This is a genomic window from Janthinobacterium lyxosi (assembly GCF_051380665.1).
GTDB lineage: Bacteria > Pseudomonadota > Gammaproteobacteria > Burkholderiales > Burkholderiaceae_D > Janthinobacterium.
In genome coordinates, this window is record NZ_JBNYXM010000006.1 from 226,938 (window position 1) to 249,346 (window position 22,409).

Here is a 22,409-nt window from a genome sequence, read left to right on the forward strand (position 1 = left end):
GGGATTCATCAATATTTACGGCGGCCCGACACATCGCTGCGCTGGGCGGCCTCGGCGTCGGCCATGCACGTTTTACAGTGTTGCATGGCGGCCTGCAATTCTTTCTTCACCATCGCCACGGAAATGCCGAAGCACTCGGCAATCTCTGCATTGAGCATGCCGTCGATGCGCGCCGCCGTCAGGATGGCGCGACGGCGTGGCGACAGGCCCGCCAGCGCCACGTCGAGCGCCTGCACGTCGAGCCGCGCCGAGACGATGCGCGCGGGGTCGCTGATGTCGTCGCCGGCCTCGTCGGCCATGTGCATCAGCTCTTCGCGTTCGCGCTCGGTGACGATGATGTGGTCGCGGCGGTAGGCATCGGTGGCGATATTGGCCGCCATGCGCAGCAGATAGGCGTCGGGATTGTGGATGGGCGCGGCGGCGGGGCCAGGTGCGACCATCGCTTCGAGGCGCAGCCAGGTTTCCTGCAGCGCATCGGCCGCATTGTGCTTGCAGCCGACCACCCGTTCGAGGCGCCAGCGCAGCACGGCGTAGCGCGAACTGAGGTGCCGTTTGAGCTTGGTGCGCAGGTCGGGCATGCTCATGGGGCGTTTCTACCCGCTGTCTTGGGGGCGCAATCGACTTCGCTGCCCGGCCCTTGCGGCAGCAACAGGATGGAGACGGGCTGCGGCATCGACGGCGAGGGTCCCGCGCCCACTCTCATGCCCAGCACCAGGCGCGCGATGGCAGTATCGCGCGCGCGCAGTCCCGTGCTGTCGAGCAGGTGCACGCGGTCCACCACGCCGGCGCGGTTCAGATACAGCTGCAGCGCCAGGCGGTAGCCGCCGGGACGCGTTTGCGCCGCGCGGCACAGCAGTCCCAGGAGCACATGCTGCAGCCGGCTCACATAGGCCGCATGGTCGCTGCCGCCCTGCAGGGCGCCGGGTATGTCGGCGGCGGCCACGACGGCGGCCTGTGGCAAGTCCGCTACAGTCGCAGAGGCGCTTGCCGGGGCATACACGATGACGGCTTGCGCGTCGGACAGGCGCGATAGCAGGCCAGTGCCCTCCAGCAAGACTTGCAGGGCCGCGCCCGCCGCATACGCGCCGCGCACGGCGGCCGACTGGCGCTGCGCGTAGCGCTGGTCCATCAGCACGGCGATGCCCGTGCGGCGGCTGTACAGGTCGAGCGCATCGCCGAGGTTTTGCGCGGCAATATCGAACTGCAGCACGGGACCCTCGGCCGGTTGCGCCCGCACCGGCCCCACCGCGGCAAGGAAACCCAGCAGTACCAGGTATCCTGCCAGCGCGAGCACATGGACGGATGCCGGGCTGCCTGTCATATCGCTATCGTGTCGCTATCGTGTGAGGGTGGAACTGCGTGGAAACAAGGCATTACCAAGTAACAATTCTTGCGTCAACTGCAATAGCCTACACAGAAAAAATGACGGCTTCGTGACATGCTTGCCATCCATATATTTCGCCATGCGGGACGTCTGGTGCGGTAACTATTTCGGCTACACTGGCTGTCACTTTCCCTTTCAGACGCCTGATGATCGAAAAGAATCTGCCCGAGCTGGTCATGCTGAAACGCCTCATCGACGAGGGCGGCAGCCACCTGGAAGTGGCCGCGCCCTGCAGCATCGCCATGGATGGGCGCGAATTTCCCGTGTACACAATCGCGCTGGGCAACCCCAGCCCCGACGTGCCCGTGCTGGGCTTTTTTGGCGGCATCCACGGCCTCGAACGCATCGGCACGCAAGTGCTTTTGTCCTTCCTGGAAAGCCTGATCGCGCGCCTGCGCTGGGACGCCACCCTGCATCAGCAGCTGGAAAGCATGCGCCTGGTGTTCATGCCGCTGGTCAATCCGGGCGGCATGTGGCAAGCCACGCGCTGCAATCCGCGCGGCGTGGACCTGATGCGCAACGCGCCGCTGAGCGCGCGCGAAAAAGTCCCGTTCATGCTGGGAGGACAGCGCTACAGCGCCCGCCTGCCCTGGTACCGGGGGGCGGCGGAGGGGCCGATGGAGGCGGAAAGCCAGGCCGTGTGCGACCTGGTCGAGCGCGAACTGCTGTCGCGCCAGTTCAGCATCGCCCTCGATTGCCATTCCGGTTTCGGCTTGCGCGACCGCATCTGGTTTCCCCATGCACATACCAAGGTGCCGATAGAGCACCTGGCCGAGATCGGCGCGCTGGAAGAGCTGTTCAGCCAGAGCTACCCCAACCACAACTATGTGTTCGAGCCGCAAAGCCGGCAATATCGCACGCATGGCGACCTGTGGGACTATCTGTACCTGAACGGCACCAGTTACAGCGGGCGCGTGTTCCTGCCGCTGACGCTGGAAATGGGCTCGTGGCTGTGGGTCAAGAAAAACCCGCGCCAGCTGTTCAACCGGGTCAGCATCTTCAACCCCACGGCCGCGCACCGCTTGCAGCGCGTGCTGCGGCGGCACCTGGTCTGGTTCGATTTCCTCATGCGCGCCGCCAGCAGCCACGGCCGCTGGATGCCGGAAGGCTTGCTGCGCAAGGCGCAGCGCCGGCGCGCGCTCATGCAATGGTATGAATCATGACGCCGCACACCTGGATTTTATTGCGCGGCCTGATGCGCGAACAGCGCCATTGGGGCGAGTTTCCCGCCACCTTGGCGCGCGCCCTGCCCGGCGCCAACATCGTCACGCCCGACTTGCCCGGCAATGGCAGGCGCCACGCCCAGGACAGCGCCACCCGCGTGACCGCCATGGTGGAAGACTGCCGCCAGGAACTGCTGGCGCGGGGCATCCCCGCGCCGTACCACTTGCTGGCCCTGTCGCTGGGCGGCATGGTGGCCGTGGAATGGGCTAGCCGCTACCCGCAGGAAATCGCGCGCTGCGTGCTGCTCAACACCAGCATGCGGCCATTCAATCCGTTTTACCGGCGCCTGCGCTGGCAAAACTACGGCGCCCTGCTGCGCCAGCTGCTGCTGGGCGACACAGGCAGCCAGGAAGCGCTGATATTGCGCCTGACCAGCCGCAGGCATGCCGGCGGCAACCCCACGCTATTGGCCGACTGGTGTGCATATCAACAGCAATACCCCGTCAGCCGGCGCAACGCGCTGCGCCAGCTGCTGTCGGCCGCCCGCTACCACGCCCCCGCCAGCCGCCCCGCCATGCCCGTGCTGGTGATGGCCTGCGCGCAAGACCAATTGGTCGACCACCGCTGCTCGCAGCGCCTGGCGCGCGCCTGGCAGGCGGACTGCCTGATCCACCGCGACGCGGGCCACGACTTGCCGCTGGACGAGGGGGAATGGGTGGCGCAATCGGTGGCGCGCTGGCTGGGGGTGGACGTGACAGATCATGACAGGACGACAACAGCACAATCATCATGCAAATAACAGGGCAACTGGCAGAACTGGTGCAAGCCGGCGTGCACGAACACATTTTTCCAGGCGCGGCCTGGGCCGTGGGCACCGTCCACCATAGCGTGGCGGGCGCGGCCGGACGGCTCACGCCCGAGCCCGCCAGTGCCGCGATGCAAGTCGACACCCTGTTCGACATCGCGTCGCTGACCAAGATCATCGGCGTCTGGTCACTGATCGGCAGACTGGTGAACCAGAAACGCCTGCGCCTGGACAGCCGCCTGGCCGACGTGCTGCCCGGCACGACAGGATACGCGTTGGCGCCCATCACCATTTTCCAGCTGCTCACCCATACGGCCGGCTTGCCGCTGCGCGCCCGCCTGCGCGCCAGCTATGGCGAGGTGTACGACGATATCGTGCGCGGCGTGCTGCGCGAGCCGCTGGAAGGCACGCCAGGCCAGGCCGTGGAATACACGGACCGTGCGGCCCTGATCCTCGGCCTGGTCATTGAACGGCTGCTGGGCCTGCCACTGGACCATGTGCTTGAAGAACACATTTTACGGCCACTGGGCATGGCCGCCACGGGCTTCGGCCCGCTGGCAGCTGCGCATGGCAAGCAGGTCGCGCCGACCGAGTATTGCGAGCAGGCGGGCGCCCACCTTTCCGGCGTGACGCATGATTTCTCGACCCGGCTGCTGGGCGGCGTGTGCGGCATCTCCGGGCTGTTTTCGAACGTACCTGACCTGCAGCGCTTCCTGCGGGCGATGCTGGCGCCGCAAGCGGGACGACACGGCGATGTGCTGGACGCCGACTGGGTGCGCGCCTCGCTGACGGTGCAGACGGGCACGCTGACTCCCTCGCGTGGCCTGTTCTGGCACCCGGCGGCAGGTACTGAGCCGGAAGACGACGTCTGGTGCCATCTGGGCTTCACCGGCACCGCGCTGTGGCTCAGCCCCCGGCGCGGCCGCTATGCCGTGCTGCTGACGAACAAGCTGTACTACACGCGCGATTCCGCCAGGGTCAATCAGCTGCGGGGCGACTTCATGCGTTGCGCATTCGGTCTCTGATTTTTACAGCCGCAAGCTCACAACGATGGCCAGCAGCAACGCGCCGGCCGCCGCCAACAGTGCGCTGTTGAAACTGTGCGACTGCGCATACAGGCTGCCCGCCAGCACGGGGCCGACGATCTGCCCCACGCCATACACCACCGTCATGATGGCCATCATGTTGGCGCCTGCCTTGCCCGCGGCCCGTTGCGCGGCCGGCATGGCGATGGTCACCGTGCCGACAAAGGTTCCGCCGACGAGGATGGCGCTGAGCAGATAACCGGCGGCCGAGGGCGCCAGCACGGGCAAGGCCACGCCCAGCGCCTGCAGCAGCAAGTTCAGCCGCAGCGCCCGGCGCGTGCCCAGGCGCTCGTGCAGCCGGTGCCACAGGAAGCACGAGGGCGCCGCGCCCAGGCCGAACACGGCCCACACGTGGGCGGAATTGAGCTCGGGCAAGGCCGCGCCCACCAGCACGGGCAAATACGTGGCCGTGACGATATAGCCGAGCCCAGCCAGCCCATAGATCAGCACCAGCGGCCAGGGCGCCACCGGTGCCAACGCCGATGCGGCAGATTGCGGCGGCGCATCCGGGGTCGCCTGGCCACTGGCGGCAATGGCGGGCACAGCCGCCAGCCCCACCAGCACGGTGACACCGGCCAGCAGCAGCCACATGCCGGCGCTGTGCCAGCCCAGGTGCGATGCCAGCACCAGCAATTCAGCCGACACGGCAATGCCTGCGCCCACGCCCGCGTACAGCAGCGGCGCGCCGCGCGCATGCCGGCGCTGTTCCAGCAGCCACAAGGAGGCAGCCACCATGGCCAGGGCGCTGAAAACGCCCGCCACGCCGCGCACCGCCACGATGAGCCAGACGGGCATAGTCAAGGCCAGCACGCCCAGGCACAGCGCCGTACCGGCCACGGACCACAGGCACAGCCGGTGCGCGCTGTGAGCCCGTGCGCGCATGGACAGGATGGCGCCCAGCAAGTAACCGGCATAGTTGGCCGAGGCGGCCAGGCTGCCGTCGCGCAAGGTCAGCACGCCCTCCCCGAGCATGTGCGGGTAGATGGCCGTGAAGGCGAAGCGGCCGAAGCCCATGCCGATGGCGAGGATGGCCGCCGCGGCGATGGCCGCGCGCAGCCTGGCGGCCGCGTTCACGGCGCCACCTCGCCCACTTGCGCCCGCAAATGTTGAAAGGCGGGCACGTCGAATCCCGCGCGCCACACCAGCAGAGTGTCGGCTTGCCCTGCGGAAAGCGTCTTCAGGGCAGCTGGCGCATCGGACAGCGCCAGCACGCTGGCCGGCAGCAGGGTCACGCAGGCGCCGGCCGCCACGCAGGCGATCATGGTGTGATACGAACTCAGCTCCTGCACCCGCCACTGCGTGCTGCCGGCCATGCCCAGCAAATCTTCGGCGATGCTGCGGTAGGTGCATCCCTGCGGAAACGCCGCCAGCGAGCGCGTGCGCACATCCACGGCGCGGCGCGCCTGCCCTTCGCTGGCCGGCAGCAGCAAACACAGTTCCTCGCGCCACACGGCTGTCGATGCCAGGCCCAGCTCCGCCAAGGCGGCGCCGCCGCCGAACGACGGCGGCAATGCGACAAAAGCGCAGTCGAGCAAGCCTGTGCGCACCTGCTCGATCAGGGGCCGCGATGGCCCCGTGCTCAGCGCCAGGCGCGTCGCCGGATAGCGGGCGTGATACACGGCCAGCAGCGCCGGCAGGCGGCTGGCCGCCGTGCTTTCCATGCTGCCGACGCGCAAGGTGCCCCCTTCGCGCCCGCCCGTGACCACATGCCGGGCCTCTTCCGCCAGCGCCAGCAGGCGCTGCGCATACTCGAGAAAGCGCTCGCCCGCCGCCGTCAGGGCCATGCGTTTATTTTTGCGCACGAACAGTTCGGCGCCGATATCGGCTTCCAGCTGCTGGATGCGCGTGGTGACGCTGGACGGTGCGCGGCCCAGCCTGGCTGCGGCCTGGGTGACGCTCAGCTCACTGGCCACGGCACAAAAAATCCGCAATGATTCCGAGTCCATCGTATTCTCTCGTTGAAAATGATTGTGCTATTATATTCTCAAAATACGAATCAAATACAGCATCCTCAACTTGATGAAAGAAACATCATGACTTCAATCCAGCGCTTTCTCGACCGCCTCGGCCTGCAGTTTCCCATCATCCAGGCGCCGATGGCGGGCGTCTCCACGCCACGCCTGGCCGCCGCCGTCTCGAATGCGGGCGGCCTCGGTTCGCTGGGCATCGGTGCCGGCACGCTGGCGCAGGCGCGCCAGATGATCGAAGACACGCGCGCGCTGACGGCCAAGCCCTTCAATATCAATGTATTCTGCCACGCCCCCGCAGTGAGGGATGCGCGGCGCGAGGCCGGCTGGCTGGCCCATTTGGCGCCCCTGTTTGCGGAGCTGGGCGCGGCTGTGCCAGTGGAACTCGACGAGATCTATCAAACCTTTATCGGCGACGAGGCGGCATTCGCCCTGTTGCTGGAACAGCGTCCCGCCGTCGTCAGCTTTCATTTCGGCTTGCCGACGGCGCAGCAAATCGCCGCCCTGCGCCAGGCCGGCATCTACACCATGGCCACGGCCACCAATCTGCGCGAGGCGGCGCTGATCGAACAGGCGGGTGTCGACGCCATCGTGGCGCAAGGCGTGGAAGCGGGCGGCCATCGCGGCGTCTTCGACCCGCAAGCGCCGGACGAGCGCCACAGCACTGCCGTGCTGCTGCGCCTGTTGGCGGGCAGCACCACCCTGCCCCTCATCGCCGCCGGCGGCATCATGGATGGCCCAGGCATCCGCGCCGCGCTGGACCTGGGCGCCGTGGCCGCACAGCTGGGCACGGCGTTCGTGCTGTGCCCGGAATCGTCAGCCAATGCGGGCTACCGCGCCAAGCTGAAAAGCGGGCGGGCGGCGGCCACCCGCCTGACCAGCGTGCTCTCGGGCCGCCTGGCGCGCGGCATGGTGAACCGCCTGATCGAACATGGCGAAGCGCCAGGCAGCCCGCCGCCGGCCGACTATCCCGTCGCCTACGATGCCGCCAAGCAACTGAACGCGCTAGCAAGCCAGCACGTCGACAGCGAATTTGCCGCGCTATGGGCCGGCCAGGGCGCGCCGCTGGCGCGGGAAATGGAGGCGGCGCAGCTGGTGGCCACCTTGGCGCGGGAAATGGCACGCTGATGGTGCGCTGATTTCAGGATGGCGTTGACCTGCAACGCCGCCGGGATGGCTTGAGGGCCTGTGCATGGCGCAGGCATGCGAGACGGGATTGCCGGGCGCGGCTACCATTGGACAGATGACTGCCCCGTATCTTATTTTTTATACCGAGTCGCCAGCAAATAAACGCCAGCAGCCAGGCTGACCATGCCGACCAGACTCAATCCCGCTTGCGACAAGCCGGACCAGAATAATGAGCTTGCCAAGGCTGCAGTCATCACTGGCTGCAATTTGAAAGCACACATGCCTATACCCAAAAAAGCAGTCCGCGGACGGTGCGAGGAGACCAGCTATTCATTTTCTTCCCATTCTTGTGAGCGCATAACGGCGCCGGCTGGCGAATCTTACACGAGACGCGCGCCAGGAAAGCAGCCGATTCCCCTCGGCCCGTCCACGCTCACGCCGGCTGCTGCTGCGTGGTGCAGTGGATGCCGCCACCACCGGCCGCGATGGCGTCGATGTTCAACTGCACGATGTCGCGCCCGGGGAAGTGTTCGCGCAAGATGGCTTTCGTGTTGCGGTCGGCTGTCGCGTCGCCGAATTCGGGGCACAGCACGGCGCCGTTGCAGACATAAAAATTGATGTAGCCGGCGGCGAAATCCTTGTTTTCATATTGCGGGCGCACATGGCCCGGGCCGGGCAGGACCACCACCTGCAACGGACGGCCGCGGGCGTCCGTGGCCTTGCGCAGGATGTCGAGGTGGCGCTGGGTGACGGCGCGCTCGGGAGAGGACGGGTCGCTTTCAAAGCCGGCCGCGACGACGCCGGGGGCGCAGAAGCGGGCATAAAAGTCCGTGTGGCCATCGGTGATGTCCTGGCCCGCGATACCTGGCAGCCAGATGACTTTCTCGATGCCCAGCAGCCGGCGCAATTCCTGCTCGCACTGTGCCTTGCCGACGCCGGGATTGCGGTTGGCATTCAGCACGCAGCTTTCCGTGATGATGGCGGTGCCCTGGCCATCGACTTCGATGCCGCCCCCTTCCAGTACCAGGCTGCTTTCCAGCACGGCAACGCCGGCGCGCCCGGCAACAAAACCAGCCACCAGCGCATCATCGTCATAGTCCTGCTTTTCGCCCCATCCATTGAAATTGAAATTCACGCCCGCCAGCGCGCCGCCCGCCTTCCTGACGAAGACGGGTCCCGTGTCGCGCATCCACAGGTCGTCGATGGGCTGCACCAGCAGCTTGACCTTGTTGCCGCACAGGCGCGCGGCTACGTCGTAGTCTTCCTCGTTGACCAGCATGTGCACGGGTTCGACGCTGGCAATCGCTTGCGCGATGCGCGCCAGGTTCGCCTGCGCGCCCGCCTTGAGGCGCTTGCCCCACACCTCGTCATTCGCGCCAAAGGCCATCCACGTGGCGGCGTGGCGCTCGCCTTCGTCCGGCATGCGCCAGCCCGCGCCTGCCGCCAGGGCGGGCAAGCCCACGGCGGCGCCGGCCGCCAGGCCCAGGGCGCCCGAGAGGAAATGTCGTCGTTGCATGCTGTTCTCCTTTATGCAATTTCCTGTTGCGTGGTGCAATGGATGCCGCCGCCTCCGGCCGCGATGGGGTCGATATTGATCTGGATCACGGCGCGCCCCGGATACAGCTGCGCATACTGCGCCCTGGCGCTGGCGTCCGCTTGCGCATCGCCGAATTCGGGAATAAAAATGGCGCTGCTGGTGGCATAGTAATTGATGTAGCCGGCGGCGAAGGTGTTCGGGTTGTTTCCAGGCCGAATTTTCTCAGGCCCATCGATGACGACGATCTGCAGCGGCTGATTATCGGCATCGGTGGCGCCGCGCAAGATCTCCAGGTGGCGGCGGGTCAGCGCGTAGTCGTACGATTCCGGGTCCATCTCGCGGTGCGCCGCCACCACGCCGGGACGCACGAAGCGGGCATAGAAATCCGTGTGGGCATCCGTGATGTCCTTGTCCTTGATGCCAGGCAGCCAGATCACCTTGCGGATGCCCAGCAGGCGGCGCAGTTCCGCTTCGCAGTCGGCCTTGCTCCAGCCCCGGTTACGATTGCTGTTCAGCACGCAACTTTCCGTGATGATGGCCGTGCCCTTGCCATCGACTTCCAGCGCGCCCCCTTCCAGCACCAGGCGCGTGGCCAGCAGCGGCACCTGCGCCTGGGCAGCGACCACGTCGGCCACCAGGCCATCCTTGCCGGACTGCTGCCTGTTGCCCCAGCCATTGAAATTGAATTTCACGCCGGCCCGTTCGCCGGTTGTCTTGCGCACGAAGACGGGACCTGTGTCGCGCATCCACAAGTCGTCCAGTTCGGCGGGAATCAGGGTGACGCGTGCATCGAGCAATTGCCGCGCGCTGGCCAGTTCAAACGGGCGCACCAGCATGTTGACGGGTTCGTAAGCGGCGATGGCGTTGGCGATGCGCACCAGCGCCTGCTGCACCTGCGGCACTTGCGCGCGCGTCCAGACGGCGCTCGAGGCGCCGTACGCCATCCACGTCGCCCTGTGCGCTTCGGCCTCGTCGGGCATGCACCAGCCGTCGGCCGGCTTGATGCCGCCGCCACTGATGACGGGCGGCGCTGGCGCAACCGGGCCAGTTTCCGGCGCACTGCCACCACAAGCGGCCAGCATGCCGCCCATGGCCAGCGCGCTGCCTCCCACCATGCAATGGCGCAAGAAATATCGACGTGTATTCATGATTCATCCTTTAAAGTGAGCCAGCACCGCGCACCGTGGCGGACCAATTGGCATGCACGGCATTGTGGAGGGATCAAGATATGAAAACAAATGATATGATTTGCCTTAATTCATTAGGTTTTCTCATATGTCAGAACATCGCATTCCTTCTCTGAAGCTGTTGCTGGGTTTCGAAGCGGCGGCCCGCCACGGCAATTTCTCGCGCGCAGCCGACGAGCTGCACGTGACGCAGTCGGCCATCAGCCACCAGGTGCAATTGCTGGAAGAACAGGTCAAGCAGCCGCTGTTCCGCCGCGCCGGGCGGGGCGTAGAGCTGACGGTGGCGGGTGAAGTGTTGCTGCGCAGCGTACAGCGTTCGATGACCGTGCTGCGCAGCGGCCTGGGGCGCATCGCCACCTACCTCGATCCGGGTCTCGTGGTGCTGGTGTGCCCGGCGCCCGTGCTGCACGGCTGGCTGCAGCCCCGGTTGCGGGCACTCGAAGCACAGCTGCCCGAACTGTGTTTGCTGCTGTCGGTGGATGAGAGCGCCCGCTTCGTCGACGAAATCGACGTCGACATCGCCATCGGCGACCGCCCCCTTTTGCAAGCGGACTTGCAGGAAATCCCGCTGCTGCACGATGAATGGGTACTGGTGGCGAACAGCGAACTGGCGGCGCGGCTGGCCGGCGTGCCGCAAGATGAACATCATTTACACGCGGATCTGGTGTGCCTGGAAGAAAGCTTGACGGGCGACGCCACGGCGCCCCTGTTCCTGGGGCCGCTGGCGCGCTTTCGCAAGCGGGCCATCTACGACGATGCGCGCCTGTTGCTGGACGCCACGCTCGACGGGCGCGGCATCGCCTGCCTGCCGCGCCTGCTGGTGGATGCCAGCCTGGCGCGCGGCCTGCTGCACATCTTGCCCGCTTATCCCAGGGTGCCCGGCGCGACCTGGTGGCTGTCTGGCGTGGCGGAACACCCCCGTTCGGCCATCGTCGGGCAAGTGTTCGACTGGCTGCGCACGCAGGGATAATGATTACGGCAGCGGTGCAGGTGCCGCCGCCGGCAAGCGCGCATAGTCGATGCCGCTGGCCCAGCGGTTTTCCCAGTGCGCCAGATACGATTGCGCCAGGCGCGCGCTATGCCACACGACAAGCACATTTTCGCTGTTGGCGGTAGCGGCATCGGCCGTGTAATTGAAGCTGCCGTTCTGCACGGTCACGCCATCGGCAACGATGTACTTGTCGTGATGCAGCGCGTAGCGGGAAATGACGCGCGTGGGGATACCTGCTTCGACGAGCCGGTTCAAGGCGGCCCGGCTGTTCTTGCGCTCATTGCGCCGCGCATCGACCAGCACCCTGACGTCCACGCCCCGCTGGCGCGCGTTCAGCAAGGCCTCGACCACTCGGGGCGAACTGAACGAATAGGCGGCCAGCCGGATCGTCGAAGCCGCGCTATCGATGACCTTGAGAACCAGCGCCTCTGCCCCGCCATCGGGGGAAAAGGCATTCTCGATGGCGACCACGGGCGCGGCGTCGGCGGCAAGCGATGGGACAGGAACGCCACCAGCCAGGAATAGCGCAGCAATGAGCAGAATTTTTTTCACGGCGCGTCGCCTACGGCAGCCGGTGCCGGAAGGTGGGTTCGATATTGCGCGCGTGCAGCCAGCGCACGATATCTTCCAGGGTGGCGTCCTGCAACAGCAGGCCTGGCTGCGTAACGGGCTTTACCGCCGGCAATGGCGCGGCAACGGGCACGGCATCGGCCAGCCCCGCATGTCCCTGCAACTTCGCCAGCGCCTGCGTGAACTGGGCCGGGTTGATGCTGCGCAAGCTTTCCAGGAAGCCCAGTTGGGCGGCTGGCGGCGGCGGCATGTCCAGGCCCGGCTCATCGACAAAGGCGGCGCCCATGCTGGGGTGGATGAAGGCGGCCCACTTGCCCGATGGCTGCAGGCATGGCGGCAGCGCCACCTGCGCCACGTCGGCGGGCGGTGCTGCGGCGAGGATGTCGGTTGAGGCGGGTAAAAAGGTGGAGCGCAGCAGCTGCACGAACTGGCGCGCCTGGGCGACGGGCACGGGCGTGGCCAGCGACAGCCATAACTGGAACGCCGTGCCCGAGATGCTGACGGCGGGCGCCGGCAAGTCCAGCTCATGCTGCACGGCATTGGCGATCTTGCATAGCGCATTCCAGTGCGCTTCGCCGCCGCCCTTGCCGCCAAACTCCAGCACCAACGCGCGCGTCAGGCCGCCATGGCTGGCATCGCTGACCAGCGGCACGGCCACCGTCTGCTCGCCCGACAGATGGCGCGCCAGCACGGCCGGAGTCAAAGGCTGCGCACCGCCATCCGCCTCCAGATAGTGCTGCTGTTCATCGAATAGATACAGGCGGGTGAGTTCGGAAATCAGTTTATGCATGGGCGGCCTCGTAATGACGTTGAGCAACACCTGCCAACGTGCCCAGATTATAGCCTCCCCGGCCTGAGCGCACCCGCCCGCCCGGCGCCAAACACCAGCCAGCTGGCCACGGCGAACAGGCAGGCGGCCACGCCGCCGTACAGCATCACGGCGCCAAAACCATGTGCCAACGCAAGTTTCGCCACGCCGGCCGGCAGCGCGTTGGTGCCCTTGCCCGCCGATAAACCTTCCGCCATGGTGCGCAGGGTGGCTGCGTCCAGTCCGCCGGGCAGATGCGGCCGCAAGGCGGACTGGATGGCTTCGACGAGGATAAAGCCCATCAGCGCAATATTGATGGACAGGCTGACCATGCGCGCGCTGATGTCGATGCCCGACGCCATGCCGGCCCGTTCACCGGGCACGGCGCCCGTCGTCGTGTTGGTGACGGGCGTATTCGTCAGGCCCAGGCCCGTGCCGGCCAGGAGGCAGCCGGGCAAGATCGTCAGCCAGCTGGCAGTTTCAGCATGGCTGCCCCACAGCATCAGCAAAAAACCCAGGCCGATGGCCAGCAAGCCGGCAGGGATCACCGCATCGGCCCGGTAGCGCAGCGCCAGCCGCTCTGCCAGGGGCGGCGCGAGCAAAGTGGGCAAGGTGTAGGCCAGCAAGGTCAGTCCCGTGCCCAGGCTGCTGTAGCCAAGGCCATGTTGCACGTACAGGGGCAGATAAATCATGAGCGGCCAGAAACTGCAGTTCATGCCCGCCGAACCGAGCAACGCGCCCGAGAAACGGCGGATGCGAAATACGCTGAAATCGATCATCGGCTCCGCCTGGCGGCGTTCGATGACGGCAAACAGCATCAGGCTGACCAGCGCCACGGCCAGGCTGGCCAGCGTGCGGGGGTCATTGAAACCCAGCGCCGGCCCCTGCGTGAGGCACCACGCCAGGCTGAACACGGCCAGCGACAGGGTGGCGATGCCCGCCACGTCCAGCTTGCGCCGCTGCGGGTCGCGCGATTCGCTCACGCCCAGGCCGGCCAGCAGCAGCGCGACGACGGCCAGCGGGCCGTGCACGAGAAATACCCACTGCCAGTTTGACAGCGCGACGATGGCGGCACCGATGATGGGGCCGAAGCCCAAACCCAGGCCAAACACGATGCCCCAGGCGCCAAACGCCCTGCCCCGCGCGGCGCCGGCAGGGAACTGCTGCGACAGCACGGCCACCTGGCAAATCAGCATGGCGCCGCCGGCCATGCCTTGCAGAGCGCGCGCGGCGATCAGCACGCGCGTGCTGCCGGCCCAGCCGCATGCCAGCGAACTGAGGCCGAACAGGGCCAGGCTGGCGAGCAAGAAGCGCTTGCGGCCATAGCGGTCGGCCAGTGTGCCTGTTGCCATCAGCACGGTGGTGCAAGCCAGGGTGTAGGCATTCATGATCCATTGCAAGTCCTTGAAATCGCCATGCAGCACGGTTTCCAGGGTGGGCAAGATGACGGGCACGCTGGAAATTTCCAGCCCGAACATGAGCGAGGCCAGGCACACGGCGGCCAGGGTCAGTGCATTTTGTTGCGAAGTAGTCAGGTGCATCGAAGCCTAGCTTTCGGTAGTCATGGAGGAGTGCGTGGTGCCGGGGCACTGCGAGTGAGCATTCTAAAAAAAGTCGATTCATGAGGGAAATGATAAAATTTTGTACAATTCATTCATTTTCATCATGAATCACGGGAGTTAGTCGTCATGGATTTCGATACCGCCCTGCTGCGCGCCTTTGTGGCCGTCCAGGACACGGGCGGCTTTACGCGCGCCGCCGAACGGCTGCACCTGAGCCAGTCCGCCATCAGCCACCAGATCCGCCGCCTGGAAGAGCAAGCGGGCGCCGCGCTGCTGCTGCGAACGACGCGCAGCCTGCGCCTGACGGAAGATGGCGAGGATTTCCTGCGCCACGCGCGGCAGATCCTGGCGGCCCAGGATGCGCTGTCGCGGCGCTTCCAGCGTTCCGCAATTGTGGGCGCCGTGCGCTTCGGCGTGCCGGAAAATTTCATGGGCGCGCGCCTGCCTGCCCTGCTGGCGCAGTTTGCGCACCTGTTTCCCGCCGTGCGCCTGGATGTCACGGTGGGCACCTATCTTGACTTGCAAAAACTGGTCGCCGCCGATGCGCTGGACCTGGCCGTCGTCATGACCCTGGCGGACGGGCAAGATGACACGGCCGTGCTGCGCCGCACGCGCTTCGTCTGGGCGGCGGCGCAGGATTTCCAGCACGACGGCCAGGCGCCGCTGCCGCTGGCGTTTTCGCCAGCACCGTGCATGCACCGGCAAGTGGGCGTCGACGCCCTCGACGGCGCCGGCCTCGACTGGCGCGTGGCGTTCACTTCGCCCAGCCAGCAGGGCTTGCGCGCCGCCGTGCTGGCCGGGCTGGCCATCACGGCCTTGCCGCAAGGCGACCTGGAGCCAGGCATGGTGGTCATCGATGGCCAGCATGGCTTGCCCGCCCTGCCCGCCGCCCAGTTCCAGCTCGTCTGGCGCGCCGCCAGCAGCACGACGGCGGCCGAAGCGTTCGGGCAATTGCTGCGCGAGTGGTCAGCCGCTGCGGCGGCATGACAGCACCAGCAGCAAGGCCAGCGCCAGCATGACGGCCGCGCTGCCCAGGGCAAGCGTCACGCGGTGCGCCAGCAGCGGCACACCCGCCACCTGGCCCGCGCCCACGCGGCTCAGCCATGCCATGCCCAGCAGGGTCATGGGCAGGAAGGCCAGGCCCGTCAAGGATGGCGAATAGCGCAGCACCACTTGCAGGAATTGCGTGGTGAAAAAGAAAAAACCGATCATGGCCCCCATGAACAGCACCCTGGCCCCGTACGCGGCATTGCGTTGCCTATAGGCAAAGAGGTGTAGCGGCAGGATGGGTTGCGCGGCGCGACGCTCGATCAGGATAAAAGCGGCCAGCAACAGCAAGCCCGCTGCCAGCGCGCCTTGCGTCAGCGCGTCGCCCCAGCCGGCGCCGGCCGAACGGATCAGGCCATGCACGAGGGCCGCCATGCCAAAGGTCGAGCTGGCGGCGATGCCCGCCACGGCGCTGTACAGGGCGGAGGGGCGCGTGCGCTCGCGCCCCTCCGCAAACGTGGTTTGCAGCAAGGCCAGGGTAGATGGCGCCAGGATAGCCGCCGACTGCGCCAGGCCGTGCGCGCGCTGGAAGAACGGCTCGATTTACGCCTGCTGGTGCGCACCACGCGCAGCGTGTCGCCCACGGAAGCGGGCGAACAGCTGCTGCGCACGGTGGCGCCCCGCTTCGACGAGATCGAGGCAGAACTGGCCCTGCTCAGCGAGCGGCGTGACAAGCCGGCCGGCAACATCCGCATCAGCGCGGGAGAACACTCGGCGCTGACGATGTTGCAGCCGGCCATCGCCAGATTGCTGCCGCATTACCCCGACATCAACATCGAAGTCGTCGTCGACAATGGCATGACCGATATCGTGGTCGCGCGCTGCGACGCGGGCGTGCGCCTGGGCGAGCAAGTGGCCAAGGACATGATGCCATGCCCATCGGCCCGGATTTCCGCATGGCCGTCGTCGCTTCGCCCGCCTACTTCGCCCTCCATGCGCCGCCCGCCACGCCGCAGGACTTGATGGCGCACAACTGCCTCAACATGCGCCTGCCCACACTGGGCGGCTGATCTACAACAACATGGGCGTGGCCTGCATGGCAGAAGATGTCGTCCGGCCCTTCCTGGCCGATGGCCGTTTGATCCGCGTGCTGGACGACTGGTGTCCCACGTATGCGGGCTACAAGCTGTATTACCCGAGCCGGCGCCACTCCTCGCCCGCGTTTACCTTGCTGCTCGACACCTTGCGCTATCCCCGGGTTTGAGCCAGCGCAATCCTTCACCGGGCATGAACAGTGACCGCACGAACACGCGTTTACCGCGCGGCGGCGCGGGACTATAGTGGTTTCTTTCCCACCTGTTCAAGGATCGCCATGAAACTCTTCTACTCGCCGGGCGCCTGCTCGCAGGCACCGCACATCATCCTGCGCGAAACGGGCACGCCGTTCACCCTGGTCAAGGTCGACCTGGGCCAGCACCGCACGCAGGAAGGCGGCAATTACTACGAACTCAACCCGAAAGGCCAGGTGCCGCTGCTGGCCCTCGACGATGACACGACCTTGAGCGAAGGCCCCGTCATCGCCCAGTACATCGCCGAACAGGCCGGCAAACAGGACCTGCTGCCGCCCGTGGGCAGCCTGGCCCGCTACAAGGTGCTGGAATGGCAGAACTACATCACGTCCGAGCTGCACAAGTCGTTCAGCCCCCTGTTCGATTCCCGCATCGACGCTGCCACCAAGGCCTTGTTCATTGAGCAACTGGGCAAGAAATACAAGTGGGTGGACAGCCGCCTGGAAGGCCAGGCCTACCTGACCGGCGACACGTTCACAGTAGCCGACGCCTACCTGTTCGTCATCACGGGCTGGGCGCCAGGCCTGGGCGTGGATTTGTCAGCGCTGGCGCATCTGCAAGCCTTTCTGGCAAGAGTGGCCCAGCGCGACAGCGTCAAGGCGGCGCTGGCAGCGGAGGGACTAGCCAAGGCGGCTTGACCGTCGTTGCCCGGTGCACGGATCAGGTTTTTTCTGACTTGCCGTGCATCACCATGATGGTTTGCTGCATCAGGGCACACAATGTTTCCTTGCCATCGCGCACGGCGAACACTTCGGCCTGCGTGACGATCAGGGTGCGGCCCGGGCGCACCACCTTGCCGCGCGCGATCAGCTTCTCGCCATCGGCGGGCGCCAGCAGATTCATCTTGTATTCCACCGTCAGCACGGATGCGCCGTCCGGCACCATGGTCATGGCCGCGTAGCCGGCGGCCGAGTCCGCAATCATGCCCACCACGCCGCCGTGCACGAAGCCGTGCTGCTGCTCGATGCCGCTCCAGTGCGGCACGTGGATTTCCGTGCTGCCATGCGCCACCACGGGCAGGCTGGCCTGGATCAAGGTCATGGCGTTCTGCAAATCAAAACTGGCGCGGACTTTCTCGGCGCATTGCGGGTCGGGAAGACGGGACATGGGGATGCTTTCTCAAGGGGACAAGGAAAAACGCCAGGATACTACTTTGCCCTGCTGCCAGCGCCGGCGAACAGCCAGGTCAGCGAGCCATGGGCACGAAATCCGGGCGTGTCACCTGCTGCAGGTTTTCATAAGCGGCCAGCAGAACCTGCAATGGACTCATGCTTTCATCGCGATGCCAGTACACAATTTTCAACCAGGTCGCTGCCCGCAGGATCTGGCCTCTTACCAGCCATTCGCTTTCGAGCCTGGCCTGCAGCATCCTGCGCCCTGCCGCAAACAATTCTTCCTCGTCAAACCGCTGGCCTCCCGTACGGTGCAGGCATAGCGCATAAGCGAACTCGCGCGGCGTCAGCAATTTTTTCAGGGAGACGGGAGCGCGCTTGCCTGTCCAGTACTCATAGACATCGATGCCCGCCTCGGAGCCCTCGTCGTGCTCGCCGCCCTGGTAGGCGAACGCCATGTAATCGTCCAGCCCCCATCGCACCACTTCGCGCATGCGCCACGGACGCTTGTCATAGCGCCACTTGGCTTCCTCATGTACGCGGGCGCAATACCATGCTCCACCATCGTTGGTGCCATCCAGCAACCATTCGCCGATGGCTTTGGCCCAGTGCAAGGTGGCGCGGTGCGCGCTCGGGTCAACGCCGAAGTCTTCGTCATCCGCGATGGCCTTATCTATCCACTTCAACGCCCGGGGAATAACGGGCGCAACCGTTTCATGCAAGCCCAGCAGCGACGTGAGTACCACATCAGAAAGATCTCCCTTGGCAACATTCCCCATGGGACGCTCGGGATCGTATCTGCGTGCCAGCATATAGCCCAGCATTTCCGCGTTAAAACCGTTTGTCTTCAGACGCACTGGATCAAAAATCATGTCTTGCTCTCGCCCGCCTGACGCAGCCCGGCATCGCAACGGACGCGTGTTTTTGATAATCGTAGGCCGCTGACGGGCGTACGGGCAAGGTGCCGCTATTGGTAAAATAAATATTCTACCTGCCAACATTGCATATTGGAAATTTTTCACTGCCGGCACAAAACCGTTGCTGCAAGCCATGGCCATACTGGCTTCCATCGTTTCCACACGGATGGACCTGAAACGCATGCCTCACCTCTTCCGGCCAGCCGATTGGTCCGGTTTGCGCCCGCAAGGTCCCACCCTGTGCGAAAATGCCCGCCTTCGCCATTGCCGGATACCGCCCATGCTGCACACTGCCGTTGATACCCTTTCCGAACGCGACGCGCGCCGCATCGCGCGCCACGCCCAGGCGGCCGACGCCGTCCGCTTTTTGCATCCGGCCCAGCAAGCCTTGCTGCACCGGCGCGGCTGGCTGACGATGCTGGCGCCGCGCAGCGCGGGCGGCACCGAACTGTCCTTGCCGCAAGTGGTGCGCCTGGAAGAAGCCGTGGCCGCCGTCGACGGCAGCATGGGCTGGGTGCTGACCCTGTGCGCGGGCGCCGGCTGGTTCGCGGGCTTTCTGGCGCCCGACATGGCGCGCAGCATCATCGGCACGCCCCGCGTCTGCCTGGGCGGCAGCGGCGCGGCCACCGGTTACGCCGAGGAAGAAGGCGACGGCTACCGCATCACAGGCAGCTGGGACTACGCCAGCGGCGCACCGATGGCTACCCACTTCACCCTGAACGCCCGGCTGCAGCGCGATGGCCAGCGCCTGCTCGATGCGGATGGAAAACCGCGCATCCGCGCCTTCCTGGTGCCCGCCGCCCTGGTGCAACTGGTGCCGTCATGGAACAGCCTGGGCATGCGCGCCAGCGCCTCGCACAGCTACCGCATCGACGGCCAGTGGCTCAGCAAGGAACATGGTTTTACGATCAGTCCCGACACCGCGACGGCCGATGGCCCCCTGTACCGCTATCCCTTCTATTCACTGGCCTACGTGACCCTGGCCGCCAACGTGGCCGGCATGGCCAGCCATTTTATGGAGCTGGCCGAGGAATGCATGCGCCACCGCCGGCATGCGCGCGCCGGCTTGCCGCTGCTGGACGTGCCGGAAGTGGTATCCATGCTGCAAGGCAAGAAAGACGCCTTCACCGCCGCCCGCGCACGCTTTTACGCCGTGCTGGACGACAGCTGGGCAACGGTGGCCGCCGGCGCGGCGCTCGACGACGACGCCATGCAGGCCGTGCAAGCCAGTTCGCTGACCCTGGTGGCGGTGTGCCGCGCAGCCGTCGATGAGCTATATCCCTACTGCGGCCTGTATGCGGCCCGCGAAGACAGCACCATCAACCGCGTCTGGCGCGATTTCCATACGGCCAGCCAGCATGCATTGCTGCTGCCTTGACATTGCCGACCTCGGCAACGCCGCGCAACAGCTTGCCCCCGGGCAGGCGCATAGCTGAAAAGGCAGCCGGGCGCCATGCGGGCCGGATTGCCTGATAATATGGGGGCATTGCTACTTCCCGTTCCCCTCTCCATGCACGTCAACACGCTCAGCAGCCTGGCGCAACTCCTGGCCAGCGCCGAAACGGAAACCCTGGCTTTTCCCACCAGCATCAATACGGCCCTGCTCCTGCAAAAGGAACTGGCCAACCCCGATTGCCACTCGGCCGACATCAGCCGGCTGCTGCTGTGCGAACCGACCTTGTCGGCGCGCGCCGTGGCGCTGGCCAACTCGGCCCTGTTCGCGCCGGGCCTGGCGCCCGCCATCACCAGCGTGCGCGCTGCCGTCGAACGGCTGGGCCACCGCAACCTGTATGCGCTGGCGACAGCGGCCGTCATCCGCCAGCTGAACGCGGGCATCCGCGACGAAGCCTTGCGCGCCCGCGCCACCCAGCTGTGGGCGCACACCGTGCATGTGGCGGCGCTGGCGCATGCGCTAGCCGGCGCCGTCACGCACACGGATGCCGATACGGCGCTGTTCGCCGGCATCGTGCATGAAGTGGCCGGCTTTTATATGCTGGCCCAGGCCGACAAGACCCCGGGCCTGTACGCCCACCTGGAAACGCAGATGGCGTCCACCCTGGAAGTGATCGGCCGCGCGCTGATGCGCCAGCTGGGCGTGCCGCTGCCGGTGGCCGACGCCGTCAATGCCTTGCCCGGCTCGACCATCATGCTGCCGCCCGAAGGCTTGCGCGACACCCTGTTGCTGGCCAAGGCGCTGGCGCCCGTTGCCTCGCCGCTACCGCAGGCCAGCGTCACCGTCAGCGCGCCGCTGCAAGCCTATCTGGAGCACGATCCCGTGCTGCAGGCGCTGCGCACGCAGCCGTCGGCCGAAGCAAAAGCCCTGATAGAGGTACTGCTCAGCTGATGGCCGATCTGCTATGATGACGCTGGCCGGGATGGACCCGGCCCGCTTTCATTGATGTAATGGCTACGGCTACTCAGTCCACTGGAAAACTGCCTTGACTACCTCCTTACGCATGCTCGGCCTGGCCGCAGCTTTGACCATGGCGTGCAACGCCAACGCCGACAGCTTCGTTTCCTCGGCCTCCAGCGCCGGCTCCCAGTCGAGCGGCAGCATTTCCGATTCGCTCAACGGTTCGAGCAACAGCTCCTCGCGCGACAATAAGGTGGCCAATGGCCCTTACCGCATCATCGACGTGGCCGCCTTGCCGGGCCGCGACGGCATGACGCGTTTGACCATGCAGGCCGACGCCACGGCAACGCCGCTGGTGCTGGACTTGCCGCAGGCGGCGCTCGACAAGCAACAGCTGGCGCAGGGTGACGTGGTGCATGCGCAAAACCGCGCCTACGGCATCGAATTTTCGCGCAACGACACGCGCGCCGCCTTCTTCCTGGTGCTGGCCGACGACTGGTACGGCGAAATGGCCACGCGTCCCGTCAGCCTTTGATCCTGCGGCACCTCGCGCGGCTGCTGGCCGGCTGCGCCGCACTCTCCCTGGCTGGCGCTGCCCATGCGGGCAGCTCGCTGGCCTCCGCGCGCTTTTGCGACCGCGCGCAGGAACTCACGGCCACGGAACAGGATCGCCTGTTGCGCTTTGCCGCCGTGGTGCGCGAGGAACTGGCCGCCAGCGAAGGCAGCGTGGCCCTGATCAGCCGCTCCGGCCTGGACCTGGCCCGCTTCGGCATCCGCTATTCGCATGCCGCCCTGGCCTGGCGCCACGACAATGACAATGGCTGGTCCGCGCGCCAGCTGTACTACGCCTGCGACGAAGGCCGCCCGCGCATCTTCGACCAGGGTACGGCCGGTTTCGCCATGGGCACGGAAAACCCATCGCTCGGCTACATCTCTCTCGTGAAACTGCCGGCGGAAACCGTGCCGCCCCTGCGCCGCGCCCTGCTCGACCCCGTACGGGTGCAGCAATTGCTGGCGGGCCGCTACAGCGCCAACGCGTATGCCTTCAATTTGAAATACCAGAATTGCAATCAGTGGGTGGTGGAATTGCTGGCCGCCGCATGGGGCGAGCTGGCCGCGGGCAGCGACTTGCGCGCCCGCGCCCAGGACTGGCTGCGCGCGGCGCCCTATGCGCCCGCCCCCGTCGACGTGGGTGCGCGCTGGCTGATGCTCGGTTCGATTTTCGTCCCCCTGGTGCACATGGACGACCACCCGCCGGAAGCCATCGGCACGATGCAGCTGGAAGTGAGCCTGCCGGCCAGCCTGGAAGCGTTCACGCGCCAGCGCCTGCCCGCCAGCGAGCGTGTGGAAATCTGTCACGACGGCAAGCAGGTGGTGGTGCACCGGGGTTGGGAACCGATCGCCGACGGCTGCGTGCCCGGCGCAAACGACCGGGTCATCGCCCTCGATGATACTCCGCGCAATTCGCCATAAATATGGCCGTAAGCCAGCCTGGCAGCCAGC

Annotated in this window: 23 protein-coding genes and 1 pseudogene; 12 read left to right on the top strand and 12 right to left on the bottom strand. The window is 66.1% G+C overall.

Annotated features, from left to right (window positions below; genetic code table 11):
• Nucleotides 1-8: 8 nt before the first annotated feature.
• Together ACQ4WP_RS08300 and ACQ4WP_RS08305 are read right to left on the bottom strand one after the other, a co-directional pair.
• Complete coding sequence (locus ACQ4WP_RS08300; protein WP_436519535.1) at nucleotides 9-584, bottom strand: RNA polymerase sigma factor; 576 nt, start codon at nucleotides 582-584, stop codon at nucleotides 9-11.
• Entirely contained in the window at nucleotides 581-1,321 is a 741-nt protein-coding gene (locus ACQ4WP_RS08305) for a hypothetical protein (RefSeq protein ID WP_436519537.1), read from the bottom strand. The genes ACQ4WP_RS08300 and ACQ4WP_RS08305 overlap by 4 nt, the downstream gene beginning before the upstream one ends.
• A gap of 209 nt (nucleotides 1,322-1,530) precedes the next feature.
• On the opposite strand from ACQ4WP_RS08305, the gene ACQ4WP_RS08310 reads away from it, so the two are divergent.
• The 3 genes from ACQ4WP_RS08310 to ACQ4WP_RS08320 are packed head-to-tail and all read left to right on the top strand — an operon-like array spanning nucleotide 1,531 to nucleotide 4,378.
• Entirely contained in the window at nucleotides 1,531-2,547 is a 1,017-nt protein-coding gene (locus ACQ4WP_RS08310; protein ID WP_436519539.1) for a M14 family zinc carboxypeptidase, read from the top strand.
• Nucleotides 2,544-3,347: an alpha/beta fold hydrolase gene (locus ACQ4WP_RS08315; protein WP_436519541.1), complete on the top strand. Its 804-nt coding sequence runs from the start codon at nucleotides 2,544-2,546 to the stop codon at nucleotides 3,345-3,347. Before ACQ4WP_RS08310 ends, ACQ4WP_RS08315 begins: the two co-directional genes overlap by 4 nt.
• Nucleotides 3,338-4,378, top strand: coding sequence for a serine hydrolase domain-containing protein (locus ACQ4WP_RS08320; protein ID WP_436519543.1), 1,041 nt, complete (start codon nucleotides 3,338-3,340; stop codon nucleotides 4,376-4,378). The genes ACQ4WP_RS08315 and ACQ4WP_RS08320 overlap by 10 nt, the downstream gene beginning before the upstream one ends.
• Nucleotides 4,379-4,381: 3 nt before the next feature.
• Here the strand turns inward: ACQ4WP_RS08320 and ACQ4WP_RS08325 are convergent, their stop codons facing one another.
• Entirely contained in the window at nucleotides 4,382-5,512 is a 1,131-nt protein-coding gene (locus tag ACQ4WP_RS08325) for a YbfB/YjiJ family MFS transporter (RefSeq protein WP_436519545.1), read from the bottom strand.
• Complete coding sequence (locus tag ACQ4WP_RS08330; protein WP_436519547.1) at nucleotides 5,509-6,384, bottom strand: LysR family transcriptional regulator; 876 nt, start codon at nucleotides 6,382-6,384, stop codon at nucleotides 5,509-5,511. Before ACQ4WP_RS08330 ends, ACQ4WP_RS08325 begins: the two co-directional genes overlap by 4 nt.
• Before the next feature lie 87 nt (nucleotides 6,385-6,471).
• Here ACQ4WP_RS08330 and ACQ4WP_RS08335 point away from each other — a divergent pair, with 87 nt between their 5' ends.
• Entirely contained in the window at nucleotides 6,472-7,533 is a 1,062-nt protein-coding gene (locus tag ACQ4WP_RS08335; RefSeq protein WP_436519549.1) for an NAD(P)H-dependent flavin oxidoreductase, read from the top strand.
• 433 nt (nucleotides 7,534-7,966) lie between these two features.
• Here the strand turns inward: ACQ4WP_RS08335 and ACQ4WP_RS08340 are convergent, their stop codons facing one another.
• Both ACQ4WP_RS08340 and ACQ4WP_RS08345 read right to left on the bottom strand, forming a co-directional pair.
• Entirely contained in the window at nucleotides 7,967-9,049 is a 1,083-nt protein-coding gene (locus ACQ4WP_RS08340) for an agmatine deiminase family protein (protein WP_436519551.1), read from the bottom strand.
• 11 nt (nucleotides 9,050-9,060) lie between these two features.
• Nucleotides 9,061-10,218, bottom strand: coding sequence for an agmatine deiminase family protein (locus ACQ4WP_RS08345; protein WP_436519553.1), 1,158 nt, complete (start codon nucleotides 10,216-10,218; stop codon nucleotides 9,061-9,063).
• A 127-nt stretch (nucleotides 10,219-10,345) separates the two neighbouring features.
• Between ACQ4WP_RS08345 and ACQ4WP_RS08350 the strand changes: the two genes are divergently transcribed.
• Complete coding sequence (locus ACQ4WP_RS08350) at nucleotides 10,346-11,227, top strand: LysR family transcriptional regulator (RefSeq protein WP_436519555.1); 882 nt, start codon at nucleotides 10,346-10,348, stop codon at nucleotides 11,225-11,227.
• 3 nt (nucleotides 11,228-11,230) lie between these two features.
• On the opposite strand, the gene ACQ4WP_RS08355 is transcribed toward ACQ4WP_RS08350, so the two are convergent.
• The 3 genes from ACQ4WP_RS08355 to ACQ4WP_RS08365 are packed head-to-tail and all read right to left on the bottom strand — an operon-like array spanning nucleotide 11,231 to nucleotide 14,167.
• Nucleotides 11,231-11,800 (bottom strand): phospholipase D family nuclease, encoded by a 570-nt coding sequence (locus tag ACQ4WP_RS08355; protein WP_436519558.1) that lies wholly within the window; start codon nucleotides 11,798-11,800, stop codon nucleotides 11,231-11,233.
• Between the two features lie 10 nt (nucleotides 11,801-11,810).
• Nucleotides 11,811-12,608: a hypothetical protein gene (locus ACQ4WP_RS08360; RefSeq protein WP_436519560.1), complete on the bottom strand. Its 798-nt coding sequence runs from the start codon at nucleotides 12,606-12,608 to the stop codon at nucleotides 11,811-11,813.
• Nucleotides 12,609-12,655: 47 nt separating this feature from the next.
• Nucleotides 12,656-14,167: an MFS transporter gene (locus ACQ4WP_RS08365; protein WP_436519562.1), complete on the bottom strand. Its 1,512-nt coding sequence runs from the start codon at nucleotides 14,165-14,167 to the stop codon at nucleotides 12,656-12,658.
• 147 nt (nucleotides 14,168-14,314) lie between these two features.
• Here ACQ4WP_RS08365 and ACQ4WP_RS08370 point away from each other — a divergent pair, with 147 nt between their 5' ends.
• Nucleotides 14,315-15,175, top strand: coding sequence for a LysR substrate-binding domain-containing protein (locus ACQ4WP_RS08370; protein WP_436519564.1), 861 nt, complete (start codon nucleotides 14,315-14,317; stop codon nucleotides 15,173-15,175).
• Here ACQ4WP_RS08370 and ACQ4WP_RS08375 read toward each other — a convergent pair.
• Nucleotides 15,155-15,706, bottom strand: a complete 552-nt coding sequence (locus ACQ4WP_RS08375) for a hypothetical protein (RefSeq protein WP_436519566.1) — start codon at nucleotides 15,704-15,706, stop codon at nucleotides 15,155-15,157. The genes ACQ4WP_RS08370 and ACQ4WP_RS08375 overlap by 21 nt on opposite strands.
• On the opposite strand from ACQ4WP_RS08375, the pseudogene ACQ4WP_RS08380 reads away from it, so the two are divergent.
• Nucleotides 15,698-16,439: pseudogene (locus ACQ4WP_RS08380) on the top strand (LysR substrate-binding domain-containing protein). The gene ACQ4WP_RS08375 and the pseudogene ACQ4WP_RS08380 sit on opposite strands and share 9 nt — an antisense overlap.
• A 108-nt stretch (nucleotides 16,440-16,547) precedes the next feature.
• The gene (gstA, locus tag ACQ4WP_RS08385) at nucleotides 16,548-17,162 is read left to right on the top strand and encodes a glutathione transferase GstA (protein WP_436519568.1); all 615 of its coding nucleotides are present in this window, start codon (nucleotides 16,548-16,550) and stop codon (nucleotides 17,160-17,162) included.
• Nucleotides 17,163-17,184: 22 nt separating this feature from the next.
• On the opposite strand, the gene ACQ4WP_RS08390 is transcribed toward gstA, so the two are convergent.
• Nucleotides 17,185-17,631 (bottom strand): PaaI family thioesterase, encoded by a 447-nt coding sequence (locus tag ACQ4WP_RS08390; protein WP_436519570.1) that lies wholly within the window; start codon nucleotides 17,629-17,631, stop codon nucleotides 17,185-17,187.
• 79 nt (nucleotides 17,632-17,710) lie between these two features.
• Nucleotides 17,711-18,508 (bottom strand): hypothetical protein, encoded by a 798-nt coding sequence (locus tag ACQ4WP_RS08395; RefSeq protein ID WP_436519572.1) that lies wholly within the window; start codon nucleotides 18,506-18,508, stop codon nucleotides 17,711-17,713.
• Between the two features lie 325 nt (nucleotides 18,509-18,833).
• Here ACQ4WP_RS08395 and ACQ4WP_RS08400 point away from each other — a divergent pair, with 325 nt between their 5' ends.
• From ACQ4WP_RS08400 to ACQ4WP_RS08415, 4 genes are all read left to right on the top strand, one after another.
• Nucleotides 18,834-19,931: an acyl-CoA dehydrogenase family protein gene (locus ACQ4WP_RS08400; RefSeq protein ID WP_436519574.1), complete on the top strand. Its 1,098-nt coding sequence runs from the start codon at nucleotides 18,834-18,836 to the stop codon at nucleotides 19,929-19,931.
• Between the two features lie 99 nt (nucleotides 19,932-20,030).
• Nucleotides 20,031-20,897, top strand: a complete 867-nt coding sequence (locus ACQ4WP_RS08405) for an HDOD domain-containing protein (protein ID WP_436519576.1) — start codon at nucleotides 20,031-20,033, stop codon at nucleotides 20,895-20,897.
• 112 nt (nucleotides 20,898-21,009) lie between these two features.
• Nucleotides 21,010-21,441: a hypothetical protein gene (locus ACQ4WP_RS08410; protein WP_099764075.1), complete on the top strand. Its 432-nt coding sequence runs from the start codon at nucleotides 21,010-21,012 to the stop codon at nucleotides 21,439-21,441.
• The gene (locus tag ACQ4WP_RS08415) at nucleotides 21,438-22,379 is read left to right on the top strand and encodes a DUF2145 domain-containing protein (protein ID WP_436519578.1); all 942 of its coding nucleotides are present in this window, start codon (nucleotides 21,438-21,440) and stop codon (nucleotides 22,377-22,379) included. Before ACQ4WP_RS08410 ends, ACQ4WP_RS08415 begins: the two co-directional genes overlap by 4 nt.
• The last annotated feature ends 30 nt before the right edge of the window (nucleotides 22,380-22,409 follow it).

Bases quoted from the DNA above. Each gene is read 5' to 3' on its own strand.
- ACQ4WP_RS08300 (WP_436519535.1), bottom strand. From the start codon at position 584: ATGAGCATGCCCGACCTGCGCACCAAGCTCAAACGGCACCTCAGTTCG.
- ACQ4WP_RS08305 (WP_436519537.1), bottom strand. From the start codon at position 1,321: ATGACAGGCAGCCCGGCATCCGTCCATGTGCTCGCGCTGGCAGGATAC.
- ACQ4WP_RS08310 (WP_436519539.1), top strand. From the start codon at position 1,531: ATGATCGAAAAGAATCTGCCCGAGCTGGTCATGCTGAAACGCCTCATC.
- ACQ4WP_RS08315 (WP_436519541.1), top strand. From the start codon at position 2,544: ATGACGCCGCACACCTGGATTTTATTGCGCGGCCTGATGCGCGAACAG.
- ACQ4WP_RS08320 (WP_436519543.1), top strand. From the start codon at position 3,338: ATGCAAATAACAGGGCAACTGGCAGAACTGGTGCAAGCCGGCGTGCAC.
- ACQ4WP_RS08330 (WP_436519547.1), bottom strand. From the start codon at position 6,384: ATGGACTCGGAATCATTGCGGATTTTTTGTGCCGTGGCCAGTGAGCTG.
- ACQ4WP_RS08335 (WP_436519549.1), top strand. From the start codon at position 6,472: ATGACTTCAATCCAGCGCTTTCTCGACCGCCTCGGCCTGCAGTTTCCC.
- ACQ4WP_RS08340 (WP_436519551.1), bottom strand. From the start codon at position 9,049: ATGCAACGACGACATTTCCTCTCGGGCGCCCTGGGCCTGGCGGCCGGC.
- ACQ4WP_RS08345 (WP_436519553.1), bottom strand. From the start codon at position 10,218: ATGAATACACGTCGATATTTCTTGCGCCATTGCATGGTGGGAGGCAGC.
- ACQ4WP_RS08350 (WP_436519555.1), top strand. From the start codon at position 10,346: ATGTCAGAACATCGCATTCCTTCTCTGAAGCTGTTGCTGGGTTTCGAA.
- ACQ4WP_RS08360 (WP_436519560.1), bottom strand. From the start codon at position 12,608: ATGCATAAACTGATTTCCGAACTCACCCGCCTGTATCTATTCGATGAA.
- ACQ4WP_RS08365 (WP_436519562.1), bottom strand. From the start codon at position 14,167: ATGCACCTGACTACTTCGCAACAAAATGCACTGACCCTGGCCGCCGTG.
- ACQ4WP_RS08370 (WP_436519564.1), top strand. From the start codon at position 14,315: ATGGATTTCGATACCGCCCTGCTGCGCGCCTTTGTGGCCGTCCAGGAC.
- gstA (WP_436519568.1), top strand. From the start codon at position 16,548: ATGAAACTCTTCTACTCGCCGGGCGCCTGCTCGCAGGCACCGCACATC.
- ACQ4WP_RS08390 (WP_436519570.1), bottom strand. From the start codon at position 17,631: ATGTCCCGTCTTCCCGACCCGCAATGCGCCGAGAAAGTCCGCGCCAGT.
- ACQ4WP_RS08395 (WP_436519572.1), bottom strand. From the start codon at position 18,508: ATGATTTTTGATCCAGTGCGTCTGAAGACAAACGGTTTTAACGCGGAA.
- ACQ4WP_RS08400 (WP_436519574.1), top strand. From the start codon at position 18,834: ATGCTGCACACTGCCGTTGATACCCTTTCCGAACGCGACGCGCGCCGC.
- ACQ4WP_RS08405 (WP_436519576.1), top strand. From the start codon at position 20,031: ATGGGGGCATTGCTACTTCCCGTTCCCCTCTCCATGCACGTCAACACG.
- ACQ4WP_RS08410 (WP_099764075.1), top strand. From the start codon at position 21,010: ATGCTCGGCCTGGCCGCAGCTTTGACCATGGCGTGCAACGCCAACGCC.